The sequence below is a fragment of the Parashewanella hymeniacidonis genome, from assembly GCF_016900895.1.
Lineage (GTDB): Bacteria > Pseudomonadota > Gammaproteobacteria > Enterobacterales > Shewanellaceae > Parashewanella > Parashewanella hymeniacidonis.
In genome coordinates this window covers 17,844-31,091 of record NZ_JAFEUN010000059.1, presented here as the reverse complement: position 1 = coordinate 31,091, position 13,248 = coordinate 17,844, and the positions used below count along the sequence as shown (strand labels likewise).

The window sequence follows — 13,248 nt, the reverse complement described above, 5'->3', positions numbered from 1 at the left end:
CACATGGCAGGCAGAGATTTAGGTCATCAGGAAGAAACCAATTCGTTAAAATTTCATGTAAAAAAATTTCAGGATATGGATTATGCTGCATGATTGTCAATTAAGAAAAACTGCAGCATCGAGATCTAGGTTATTGTTGTTTACCAGCATACTTGCCGAGTTCACAAAGATACTGCGCTTGTTCGGGTTGGTTAAAAAAGTGGTAAAACTGTCCCTTCCTCCCCAGCCGCCAATAGATAACACTAACGCAAACTCTGGTTCACCATTGTCTCTGGCGTTTTCCCATCGCCATTGATTCAATAATTTAATATTGTGCTTATCGGTTTTCGATAGCTCTAAGAGGTTATTTCTAATGGTTCCAAAGCCGTAACTGATTACATCAACATGTTGTAATCTCGTTTGCATGCTTTCTAATTCATTTCGGTTTATGAGATGCTCCGGAGAAAAGTAAGCATCAACCAAATTGCTTTTAGCTACGGCCTCCTTGAAACCTGCTGAGTTACAATACAAATCTTGTGCGCACACATGACTGGCAAAAAGAATTAATGAAACTTGAATTACTCTACTCGCTTTAATCAATCGCGGTTTCATAACGGACACTCTACTTTTTGTTGAGGTACATTCCACGCCGTTGAGAAAATAGAAGGTAATGTTTCTTGATCATTAAATATCAAGGAAACTTGTTTAGATTCTCCTGGCATTAAATTTATATAGTTTTCACTCCAAAGCGCAAACTTCGACTTTGATGATTCAGGCTGATTTAATCGGAAATGGATAAAAAATGCGAGATGATGTGGGTCTTCATTTTTCACATTGATTTGAATCTTATCATTTAAAGTTTTTGTGCAATGAAAACTTAAACGAACTTGAGGAATACGTTTCAATGCTTGCAGGTTTGCATACTGTTTGATGGGTGTGTAAAACCACTTCGATTGTTCATAATCCAGTTGATCCTTTGTATCAGACGCTGCTAACCAATATGTATTTTCATCAACTAGCTGGTTATTCTGACTAATTTTAATGTTTAGAAAGTGAACTTGATTAAACGGGGGTAAGATAACATTAGGAGCTTGAATTGAGCTCATTCCTTTCGAATTTAAAATTTGGCTTTTAGCACGATACAAAATATTTGAGTTGATATCATAAACGCTTATGTCAATCTCAATATCTTTATACGCTCTTCCACTTCGATTACTGATGTAAACATGGCGAGTAGAAGGGTCATAAATACCATGCAATATTCTGTTGGCCTCTTTCGCCCCATAAAACGCAGCGGTAGGCTGTAAATAATAATCAAAGAGTTGCCAATAAGTTTCAGGCCAAGATGATGTTAACTGCCACTGAATGACACCAGTTGAACGAGCACCCTGCATATGTGGATTCTTTGACTGATAGGCATTGTAGGCTTCGAACATCCCTCTGACAGTTTCATAATTTAATAACTGTGCTTCTTGTCCATACTCAAACAGAGATTTTGGTTCACCATACCTATTTTTGATTGCTGGATTATAGTAATTATCAAGTGAGAAAAAGTGTCCTCTGCCCGCATGATAATCCCAGTTCGTTTTGCTTTGTTTATTCCAAGATGAATGGCTAAAAGGGAGCATTTCATAAATACTCGACATTTCAGGAAGTTCTGCTCCGGGATTAACCTCTGATGCAAAACCAAAAGCTCCGCCTAGATTTGTATTTTCAAACCAATAGATTGGAGGCTCATAGGCATATGGCCCTCTCATCTTCAACCCAGAATGAACTGAGCTAACTCCTTCAACTTCTCCAGCGGAGACAATTTGCTGATGCTTCGGATCGATTTTAGCCAATATGCTTTGATAAGCATCGAAGAGCTTAGGTAATGGAGTTGCATCACTTCCAGTCATCCACCCTAATATTGAAGGATGGTTCCTTAACCACATAACCTGCGATCTAAAAGCTGTCTCTATGAGGTTAATATCGTCTTCAGTTTGTACGCATCCATGTTCAGGATCACAAGTATTGACTACATTAGGCGTTACATTCGTCCATCCATTTAAATAGTAAGACCACTCCCACTGACAGCTCCATCCAGGAAGCAGTAATAGCCCCAATTTATCGGCTTCATCGTACAAGAATGCATCGTGCCCCCAAAACCCTTCAAGGCGCAACGTATTCAGCCCCATTTGTTTTGCTAAAATAAGTTTCTGTTTTATTTGCTGGTGAGAGTCATTTAAGAAGATAGGATCTACCCATTCAGAGCCAATAATTGTCACTGGACGTCCATTTACCTTAAATACTCTCGCAAATTTTGTTTTCCCCTTTTCTTGATACCGTTCATTAAACGTTTTAACCTCCCTCAAACCAATTTCAACATCACTCTCACTGAGCAACTGATTTTTTAGATTGGTAACGTTAAAAGTTAACCTGTGAAGGTTTGGGCTTCCAAGCTGAGCAGGCCACCAAAGTTTTGGATGGTGCAATTTCAATGTTGAAAACTGACTTGAATCAAAAGAAACATTTTTTAGCTGATGTGCTTTTAGGGTGATATTGGTTTTTGCAACCTGTTTACCATCAAGATATGCAGTAACGATTGCCTTCTGAAGTAGACGGGAAAAGTTGGTAACGTTCGCATTCAATACTAAGTCAGCTTCTTGATTATTGTTTAGTAATGTTGTCTGTACATATGGGTTTGTTACGCTGACGTTTTTAGGGAAATGCGATAAAGATACAGGTCGAGTGATTCCCATTTCATAGTCAGGTGCAGCAGGACTCCAATCAACAAAACCTATATTGAAATCTCCGCTATAATCTCCTTTTTTTTCGAATGCAAGACGCTGGCATGCGTTGTCGTGAAAACAAAACGGGGGAATTACCTCTAATAAAATCGAGTTTCCCCCTGATTGAATTGCACTTGTGATATTAAGGTTGTACTGAATGAAAGGGTTAATTAATTGATTGTGCAAACGCACATTTTTGTACTGGTATTCATGGCCATTTATCCATAGCTTAGCGTAATAATTGATCCCTTTTAAATGCAGGACATATTGCCCATTCTTAGCATTAATATTTATTTCTTTTTTAAAAAACCACGGTTGGCGAAACTGTTGTTTATCCACCTTACTTAACTCAGCTTCCGTCAACAGTTTTGATTGGTACTGTTGCGGCTTGTGTTGAGATTGAATAACGACATTCATTGCAGTACTAGGGATGTGAATATTTTTGTACTTCCACAGCAAGCTACTCGCATTTTGTTTAGATAGAAATAATGGCTGAGCTTTATTGTCTTGGAAGCTATGAATGTATGAAAAAGGAGAGACTTGCCAACCTTTATCAAGGTTGATTTCAGAGGCACAAGCTGAGTGAATATAAATTAGCAAAAATAGGAAGCTTAAACTAAGTGTTTTCATTCTAATTTATATTTTCTTATCTTCGCATGATGAAGCATTTTAACTGCCTGCAACTTAATACCTGCTGAATCTTGAAAGTGAAAACTTATTCTTTCTAAGGCGATGTACTAAGCTGGATAAAGGATCAATGAACATGGTAAATCAATGCTCGATTTTAATGAGTACATCAAATTAACGGTTAGCTTAACGGCAATTACCGCACCAATGGCAGCAGCCGCTGTTTACTTGGGGATATCAAAAGACTTTGCACCGAAAGAGAAGCGTCAAACCATTTATACCGCTTGCCTAATTTATGTGGTCATTCTGGGTAGTTTTGCTTTTTGGGGCGAACAAGTTTTATCGTTTTTTTCTATTTCTATCAATACCTTCAAAATTGCGGGAGGTGTACTCTTATTTTTGAGTGCGCTCGATATGATGAGCCCAAAACAAAGCAGCGAAAATCATTCACCTGAAAATGAAAAAGCCTCACCAATAAGCTTAGCCATTGTTCCTTTGGGTCTCCCCTTACTCGCAGGGCCAGGTACAATCAGCACAATTGTGGTCTATACCCACATGCATAATAGCTTCAAACATGAGCTTTTTATGTTTGCCGTTATCTGTACCGCTGGCTTAATTATTTTAGGCCTATTTCTACTCACAGAAAAACTGAGTCATAAAATCAATGGTCATGCTACTTTAATGATAAATCGACTTATTGGTCTCATCGTTGCAGCACTCGGAATTGAGTTTATTTTTGCAGGTGCGATTGCTCATATTATCGAAACCACTGAGTTACTTTAAAAATATTTAATTCGCTATAACGGCAATATTATTGAATCCGTTAATTCAACTACATAGAATGCTATATCTGCTGAATTTAAAGAGCCTAATATGTTCTATCTTATCCAATCAAACCGGATGGAAAACTTAAGCCAACAATTGGCTGAATTATTATCAACGCCTTCTCAAGGGCAATCGGTTCTGCAGCCTGAACAAATTCTCGTTCAAAGCCCAGGCATGTCAACATGGCTAAGGTTAGAGGTAGCTAAACACAACAGCATTGCAGCAGCTATCGACTTCCCATTACCTTCGAGCTTTGTTTGGCAGCTTTGTCATGACTTATTGCCAAATGTGCCTAAAGAAAACGCATTTACTAAAGCGATGATGACTTGGAAGTTGATGACTCTGCTGCCAAATCTGATTGATTCGCCAGAATTCACCCCATTAAAAGCCTACTTAGAGAAATCCATCGAAAGTGAAACTGCGGCATCAGTTAAAAGTTATCAACTGTGTAACCGTATTGCCGATATTTTCGACCAATATTTAGTTTACCGCCCTGATTGGATTTTAGAGTGGGAGCAAAACGAAGCACCAATTAAGCTCAGTGATGAACAAGCATGGCAACCCATTTTATGGCGACAACTTATTGAATTTAACGATCAAGTGCTTGAGCAAAGCCATTATCACAGAGCGAATCTACATCAAGATTTATTAACGTCACTGTCTAACTTGCAATCTGCACCAGCGAATATTCCTAACCGATTATTTGTATTCGGCATTTCATCCATGCCACCACAACTACTCGAAATCTTATATCACCTATCTCAAAGCGTTGATGTTTATATGTTTAACCTCAGCCCTTGCCAGCATTATTGGGGCGATATTCTTGACCCTAAACTGCGTGCTCGCATGGCGGTTAAGTTCTCTGAAAAGCAACAGCTTGCAGAACATTGGGAGGATAAACTTGAAGTCGGTAACCCAATCCTGGCGAACAACGGTAAAATGGGTCGTGAATTATTAGATCTTATTCTCGCCCTACCTGAAGCGCACATTAATCTTGATCCTGAAGACTATTTCAGTCCATTGAACGAGGCAAAACCTAAACTACTTCATGGAATTCAACACGATATTCTAGAAATGGAAACCTTGGGTGAACCATTAGGTCCCGATGCCAATTTATATCAAAACCCAGAACAACGCCGAGTTTTAGGTAAAAATGACAACTCCGTTCAACTGGTGAGCTGCCACAGTCCATTACGCGAATTAGAAACGCTTCATGACTATCTGTTATCTCAACTAGAAGCGGATCCTGAATTAAAACCAAAAGACATCGTGGTCATGCTACCTGATGTTGCCAGCTATGCTCCTTACATTGATGCCGTATTTTCATCGAAAAAAGGCGACCATTACATTCCTTACGCCATTGCCGATAGGGGCGCGGCGCAAGAATCTCCGCTCGTAAATAGTTTTTTAAGCTTATTAACCATTAATATCAGCCGCTATGCGGTTTCCGATATTTTAGCGACTCTAGAAGTCCCAGCTATAGCCAGACGTTTTAATATCGATAATGACGAATTACAACGCATTAAACGTTGGGTAAACGAAGCCGGCATTCGTTGGGGACGTGATGAACAAAACCGTGAACAAATTGGTGTCCCCGCCTTTGAGCATAACTCATGGAAGTTTGGCTTAAGGCGGTTACTGCTGGGTTACGCTCTGAGTGATGACAGCCCGCTTTATCACAACACCTTGAAAGTCGAAGGCATTGAAGGTATGGAAGCTCAAGCGCTTGGTAAGCTGATGAGCTTTATTGAAACCATTGACGAATACCACGAACGTTTTTCACAAGATGCGACCGCTGATGAACGTTTACAACAGCTCGAAAGTTTAGTCGACGACATCTATACCATTACCAATGATGAACGAGCGCAGCTGCAAGAAATTCGAGACAGCATTGCTAAACTTAAAACTGAACTTTCTGATGCAAGTTTTTATAATGCCCTGCCTGTTCAAGTACTGCAAAACTGGTTTACATCCTGCCTAACAGAGTCCAAAGTTGGACAACGCTATTTAGCAGGTAGTCTGAACTTTTGCACCTTGATGCCAATGCGTTCAATTCCATTTAAGTATGTTTGTTTATTGGGGATGAACGATGGTGTTTATCCTCGTAACCAGCATCCAATTGGTTTTGATTTAATGGCGCAATTTGGTGCACGCAAAGGTGACCGCTCACGCCGTCTGGATGACAGATATCTGTTCTTAGAGGCTCTACTCTCTGCGAGGCAACAACTGTATATTAGCTACATTGGCGCCAGCGAGCGAGATAACAGCGAACGCATTCCATCCATGCTAATCTCGGAACTCATGGAGTACTGCGAGCTTTGCTATCAAACTGCAGATGGTAACTCCATAAAACCAGAACTTGTCAAAACACAGCCACTTCAGCCATTTGATGAAAAGCTTTATCAATTCACCATACACAGCAAACACATTCAGAGCTATGACGAGCAATGGTGTCCACCCATAAACAAACAAGATTCAAATTCTTTTTGCTCTGTGACCACCAGCATTGAAAACGATAATGACGATTTAACTGAAATCGATATTTCTGCGTTAGTACGTTTTTATCGAAACCCGGCTCAAAACTTCTTTAACCGCACGTTAAACTTAGATTTAGGTTTGCATGTGCAAGAAGATGAAAACGATGAGCCGTTTAAACTCAATGCTCTTGAGCGATATCTGCTGCAAGATACATTGATAAAAACCGCAATCGATAATGGCATTGAAGATATTGATGATGGTATAACAGCACAACTCAAGGCCACAGGCGAACTGCCAGTTGCTCCATTTGACCAACTTCTCATTGACCAATATCAACATGACATCGCACCGATTATTGGCCGAGCGGTTTATCTGAAAGGTGAAACCCAGGCAACGACTAAAGATATCGATTTAACCTTAGATTCTGGCATTAAATTGGTTGGCCGGATTGATGATGTCAGTCCAAAAGGATTAGTTGGTGTGCGTCCGGGGCGTGCTCATGGGCGTGATTTTATTCGTCATTACATTCGACACCTCGCCATCAATGCTATGGGTACTAAAAAGCACAGTTTTTTATTGGATATAGGCCATTATCATGCCCTTGCCCCCATGAAAAAAGATGATGCTAAAGCACAGCTCGAGGTACTCGTTAATCACTACTTTTCTGGATTAAAAAAGCCATTTAAATTTTTACCAAAAACCTCATTCGCTTATGCTACTGAAGACGGTTCGCACGACGACAAAATGCTTGCAGCACAAAAGCAATGGCTGGATGAACAAAGTCAACTTGGTGAAGGGGTAGAACCGCATTTTCAACGAGTATTTACTTTCCCAGAGGATTTTTCTGCCGATGATTTTGGTCAAATTGCGACACAAATTTGGAATCCAATGATAAATATTTATCACTCCGACACTCTTGCCGAACTTAAAGCCTTTGTTGAAGCGGAGGTATTAGTATGAGTCAATCACAACTACTGAACCCACTGACACTTCCGCTTTCAAACCGTGGACTTATCGAAGCGAGTGCAGGTACAGGTAAAACCTACACTATTTCAGGTTTGTATCTACGTTTACTTGTTGGTCATGGTTGTAAGCCGCTAACTTGTGAACAAATTCTGGTAGTCACCTTTACCAATGCAGCCACAGAAGAGTTAAGAGATAGAATTCGTAATCGAATCCGCACGGCTTATCAAGCGTTTTTAGGTTTAGAATGTGATGATGATTTTATTAAACAGTTATTCAATGAGATTGATAAAGCTGAGCATATGATGGCGCTGCGCCGTTTAGATTTAGCATTAAAATCATTGGATGAATCATCGATTTTTACCATTCATGGGTTCTGCCAACGTATTTTGTCGGATATGGCCTTTGAGTCAGCCACCTTATTTGAAACTGAATTTACCTTAGATGACAGCGAATATCTTCACCATGCAGTTAGAGATTTCTGGCGTCAGCATTGTTACACCTTAGACTCAGCCATGGCACAGGTGATTCAGCAAGAGTTTGGTGAGCCTGAGAATTTACTCAAACAAATTCGACCTTTGCTTAACGCAACAGAAGTGAAGGTGTTAACTAAAACCGACAACTTTGAGGATATTGCTCAGCGACTAATTCAAAGCCTTAGCGACTTTAAATCGAATTGGAAAACACAGCATAATGGCACGCTAAAGCAGCTTGAAGCTTTACCACTCAATGGCGTTCGCTTTGGTAAAAAAACGGAAAACTTCCCGAAATTACATGCGATGTTCGACACCATAGGTAATTGGGTGAAAAACGGCCGTGGTTTACCACCTAAAAAAGCTATGGAAGCTTTGGCTTACTCCAATATCAAGCTCAATAAAGGCGGCGAAATGCCCCATGAAAAGCAGGTCAAGCTGTTAAAGAGCATTGAAAAAATTAATAACAAAATGGCGCAGCTTAAACCTGCGTTTTTGCAACAAGCCGTAGCTGAAATTAAGTTGCGTTTTGATGCTCAAAAAACACAGCACAATATCCTTACACCTGATGATTTACTGTCTAAATTAGCTGCCGCATTAAAAGACAATAATGAAACATTGCCAACCAGCATATTAAATCGCTTTCCTGTTGCGTTAATTGATGAATTCCAAGATACCGATCCGCTGCAATTTGAAATCTTCTCGACCATTTATCAAGCAACAGACGCATCAGGCTTATTGATGATCGGCGATCCAAAACAAGCAATTTATGCTTTTCGTGGTGCTGATATTCATACTTACCTTCAAGCCAGAGAACAAACCAAAGATCACTATTACTTAGGCCGTAATTGGCGCTCAAGTGAGTCTATGGTGAATGGTGTAAATGGGCTGTTTCTCGCTAAAGATGATCCATTTATTAGCGACTCGATTCCGTTTGAAAATGTGGATACCCCAAGTTCTGCTAAGCAAAAAATCATTCAAGATTCAATTAATGACGATAGCGCTCTGCGTTTACGCTTACTCAGTGAAGAACCAGAAAAGGGATTGAATAAAGCCTCTGCGAGAAAGATTCTTGCCGAAGATGCTGCGGCTGAAATTGTGCGATTATTGAATGAAGGACAAAATGGCACTGCCACCATTTCAGGCGAACCGATTCAAGCCAAGGACATTGCCGTACTCGTTCGTGATAGAAACGAAGCGACTATCATCAAGCAGTCATTAGCTGATCGTAACATCGGTGCTGTATTTTTAAGCCGAGACAGCGTTTATCATTCAAATGAAGCGGTTGAATTAGCCATTGTTTTACGCAGCTTAGTTGAGCCTAAAAATGAGCGTTTACTCAGAAGTGCATTGGCGACCAAACTCCTTGGGTATACGGCTGAGCAAATTCATCAATTCAATTATGATGAAAATCAGCGCCAACTCATTTTAGATTTATTTGATGCATTAAGTGCTCAATGGCAACAACGTGGAGTAATGCCTGCGTTGTTAAATATGGCTGCGAAAACTCAGCTTATTTCACGTTTGTTGCATGACGATGATGGTGAAAGACGTTTAACCGATTTCAGACACCTTGCTGAACTACTCCAGCAAAAATCAACTGAGTTAGATGGTATCAGTGCTCTACTTTCTTGGTTTGAGCAGCAACTGATTGCATCTGCATCGGGCGAAGATCAACAGTTGCGTTTAGAAAGTGAGCAGAATTTAGTTCAAATTGTCACTATCCATAAAAGTAAAGGTTTGGAATACCCAATTTGCTTTATTCCATTTGTGAGTTTGGCTAGAGATAATCGCCGACGCCCATCCCCTATGCTTTATCATCACAACAATGCGTTAGTTTGGGATGTAGAACAAACAGATGAAGGTTGGGACAAGCAGAAAAAAGAAGTATTAGCTGAAGATTTACGTCTACTTTATGTGGCGCTTACCCGCCCAGTTTATCGTTGCTATCTTGGCGTTGCTAATCATAGCCGCTTTACTAAACGCAGCGGCCTTGCCAGTCAATTACATGAAACTGCAATAGGTTATTTGTTGGGCATTGATTCGAAAGAATGTGACTTTTCTCGAATTCAAGAAGCAACGGCAAACTTAGCGTGCGCATCGATTTCGAGTGCAGAAATTCAAGCTACTGCCATTGATAAAAAACCATTAAACGAGAACCGAAAAGAAAGCTCTGAGCTGGCAGCAAAACCCCTTTGCAGAATCATAGATACCCCTTGGCGTGTAGGGAGTTATTCAGGGCTAGTGAAAAACTTAGCTCATGCTAACCATCATCCGGGTGCCGATGATGAAGGTGCTGACGTTACCGAAGCGTTTGCTGACGTGATCCATCATGAAGAAGTCGACCCGTATCAAAGACAAGATAGATTTAACTTCGAAAAAGGGGCTAATGCAGGTAGCTTCTTACACTTAGTATTAGAACTCATTGACTTCACCAACCCATTAACGGATCTAGAAAAACACCTACCAGAAGCCATGAGCCAATATGGTATTGACGATGAGTGGTATCAGATTCTATTAGAGTGGTATCTCGACTTATTAGCCGCACCGATGAGTAAAGAAGGATTGAGTCTAGGGATCATCAAACCAGAAAAACGACTGGTAGAAATGGAGTTTTACCTGCCGATTGAGAAACTCACGGCAGAAGATTTAAATCAAACCTTAGAAGATTTTGGTTATGGTATCAATTTAGATTTTGATTCGTTACAAGGCATGCTAAAAGGCTTTATCGATTTAACCTTCGAACACGACGGTAAATTTTACATCGCCGATTATAAGTCTAATTACTTAGGTGAAGATTTCGAATGCTATGAGTTCAAGCATCTGATTTTGGCCATGATGGATCACCGCTACGACCTTCAATACATTTTGTACTCGTTAGCGCTTCATCGTTTCTTAAAAAACCGCTTACCAAATTATAACTATGACACGCACTTTGGCGGTTGTTATTACTTATTTTTACGAGGTATGTCGGTGAACCACACAACCAAAGGGATTTATTTTGATAAACCGCCAAAGGCCTTAATCGAGCGGTTAGACAAGCTATTTTCGGGAGACGTTATTAACGATGATCAGGAGCAAGCATCATGATTTATTCCAATAAGCCAATGACAGAGCTTCTAAAAATTTGGGAACATAATGGAGCACTCACACCGCTTGATAGACATTTTGCGTTAGAAATGGCAAGAATGCACAACATTGACTCCCCGTTGTTTTTGTTTATCTGTGCACTCTTGAGTAAACAGTTGTCTAATCAGCACAGTTGCTTAGCCTTACATCATCTTAACTACGGTAACCCAATGGAAGAGTCGCCAAGGCTCTGTAACTTGAATTGTAGCGATGTTGAGCTGATTGAAGAACTGCTCCACTTCCCTGCCATCAGTTTGTATCAAGATGGTCAGCCTTGTCACACTCCAATTGTCATTGACGGCACTCGTTTATATTTGCAACGTTACCATCAGTTTGAACTTCAAGTCGCATCTACACTTACCAAGCTTTCACAGAACCAGTTTGAATTGGATAATGCGCTGATTGCTAACGAGTTAGAGGTCGTTTTCCCAAAGCTTGATGATGATAAAATCGACTGGCAAAAAGTAGCTGCAGCTACAGCGTTAACACGTAAATTATCGGTTATTACAGGTGGTCCGGGTACGGGTAAAACGACAACCGTGACCAAGCTCTTATATGTAATGCAGCTGCATAATAATTTAAACATCAAGCTCGTGGCTCCTACGGGCAAAGCGGCAGCGCGATTAACTGAGTCCATCAAAGCTTCAAAAGTTCGCCTTCGCAATCATTTATTACCGCATCAAAATGACATTGATACTTCCGCAGTCGATCGTATCCCAGAGGATGCATCAACCATTCATCGTCTGCTTGGCGTCATTCCTAACTCAAATAAATTTCGCCACAATAAAGATAACCCTTTACGCTTGGATTTATTGATTGTTGATGAAGCATCTATGGTCGATTTGCCGATGATGCACAAAGTGTTGTCTGCTCTACCAAATAATGCCAGATTGATTTTGCTTGGCGATCAAGATCAGCTGGCTTCAGTCGAGGCTGGTGCGGTGCTTGCAGACATATGTGCAGGATTAGCAGAAGAAAACTTTGCTAACGATCCAATGAGCATGCGTTATTCAAAGCAGCAAGCCCAGGTGCTATCTGAACTGACACAAACGGATTTATCACAGTTCATCGATGAAAACTCTCGCTTCGGTGACAGCTTGTGTATGCTCCGTCACAGCCATCGATTTAAAGGCGATGCAGGTATTGGTAAATTGGCTGAAGCGGTAAATCACGGCGTAATTAACGATATTTTGGGGATTTGGCAAAAACAATATGACGAGCTTTCATGGCTCGGACACGGTGTGATATCGGCAAACCTACAAGAAAATATTGGTTTAGTCACCTTGATTAACCAGTCTGTCGAGTATTATCGCCCATACCTACAAATGATCGAACAATTATCCGTCGCATATTCAGTTGGCATGAATGATGGTGATCAAACCGCCATTGAAGTGATAGACAAGTTCAACCAGTATCGCTTGCTTTGCGCCACACGCTCAGGTCACTACGGCGTTGAGGGCATCAATAAACAAATTGCCGATATTCTCACCAAACGCAAGTTAATCGATGCCAAACAAGAGTTTTACTTAGGCCGCCCAATCATCATTCAAGCCAATGACTATAACCTTGGTTTATTTAACGGTGATATTGGTATTATTTTACAAGACTCGGCCAAGCCTGATCGCTTAATGGCACATTTTGTTCAAGCGGATGGTTCTGTTTTAAAAGTGCTTCCCGCTCGCTTACCTACTCACGAAACTTGTTTTGCGATGACTGTGCACAAAAGCCAAGGCAGCGAGTTTGATCGTGTGGCTTTTGTTATGCAGCCAAAGCCAACCCCATCACAGTGGCAATTATTAACTAAGGAACTTCTCTACACCGCAGTTACACGTGCTAAATCACATTTTGTATGTTTAGGTACTCGGCAAGTATTCGAGCACTGTTCAGGCAACCCGACCAAGCGAGCTTCAGGACTGGCAGAAAAGTTATGGTAATGTAAGCTGTTGAACTTATATTGAAATTGAAACTCATAACTACAAATTATGAGTTTCATTCTTAAAAGG

General features: G+C 40.5%; 6 protein-coding genes. 4 read left to right on the top strand and 2 right to left on the bottom strand.

Going from position 1 to position 13,248, the window contains the following annotated elements:
* Positions 1-96: 96 nt before the first annotated feature.
* A complete protein-coding gene (locus JQC92_RS12745) occupies positions 97-591 on the bottom strand; it encodes a glycoside hydrolase family 18 protein (protein ID WP_205000015.1) in 495 nt (164 codons plus the stop codon).
* Positions 588-3,380: a glycoside hydrolase family 2 protein gene (locus tag JQC92_RS12740; protein WP_205000014.1), complete on the bottom strand. Its 2,793-nt coding sequence runs from the start codon at positions 3,378-3,380 to the stop codon at positions 588-590. Before JQC92_RS12740 ends, JQC92_RS12745 begins: the two co-directional genes overlap by 4 nt.
* Positions 3,381-3,524: 144 nt before the next feature.
* Here JQC92_RS12740 and JQC92_RS12735 point away from each other — a divergent pair, with 144 nt between their 5' ends.
* The 4 genes from JQC92_RS12735 (at position 3,525) to recD (ending at position 13,179) form a co-directional block, all read left to right on the top strand.
* Positions 3,525-4,160, top strand: a complete 636-nt coding sequence (locus tag JQC92_RS12735) for a MarC family protein (protein WP_129946349.1) — start codon at positions 3,525-3,527, stop codon at positions 4,158-4,160.
* A 90-nt stretch (positions 4,161-4,250) separates the two neighbouring features.
* Positions 4,251-7,640 (top strand): exodeoxyribonuclease V subunit gamma, encoded by a 3,390-nt coding sequence (gene recC, locus JQC92_RS12730; RefSeq protein ID WP_205000013.1) that lies wholly within the window; start codon positions 4,251-4,253, stop codon positions 7,638-7,640.
* On the top strand, positions 7,637-11,206 hold the full coding sequence (gene recB / locus JQC92_RS12725; RefSeq protein ID WP_205000012.1) for an exodeoxyribonuclease V subunit beta: 3,570 nt from the start codon (positions 7,637-7,639) through the stop codon (positions 11,204-11,206). The genes recC and recB overlap by 4 nt, the downstream gene beginning before the upstream one ends.
* Entirely contained in the window at positions 11,203-13,179 is a 1,977-nt protein-coding gene (recD, locus tag JQC92_RS12720; RefSeq protein ID WP_205000011.1) for an exodeoxyribonuclease V subunit alpha, read from the top strand. The genes recB and recD overlap by 4 nt, the downstream gene beginning before the upstream one ends.
* Positions 13,180-13,248: the final 69 nt, after the last annotated feature.

Bases quoted from the DNA above. Each gene is read 5' to 3' on its own strand.
- JQC92_RS12745 (WP_205000015.1), bottom strand. From the start codon at position 591: ATGAAACCGCGATTGATTAAAGCGAGTAGAGTAATTCAAGTTTCATTA.
- JQC92_RS12740 (WP_205000014.1), bottom strand. From the start codon at position 3,380: ATGAAAACACTTAGTTTAAGCTTCCTATTTTTGCTAATTTATATTCAC.
- JQC92_RS12735 (WP_129946349.1), top strand. From the start codon at position 3,525: ATGCTCGATTTTAATGAGTACATCAAATTAACGGTTAGCTTAACGGCA.
- recC (WP_205000013.1), top strand. From the start codon at position 4,251: ATGTTCTATCTTATCCAATCAAACCGGATGGAAAACTTAAGCCAACAA.
- recB (WP_205000012.1), top strand. From the start codon at position 7,637: ATGAGTCAATCACAACTACTGAACCCACTGACACTTCCGCTTTCAAAC.
- recD (WP_205000011.1), top strand. From the start codon at position 11,203: ATGATTTATTCCAATAAGCCAATGACAGAGCTTCTAAAAATTTGGGAA.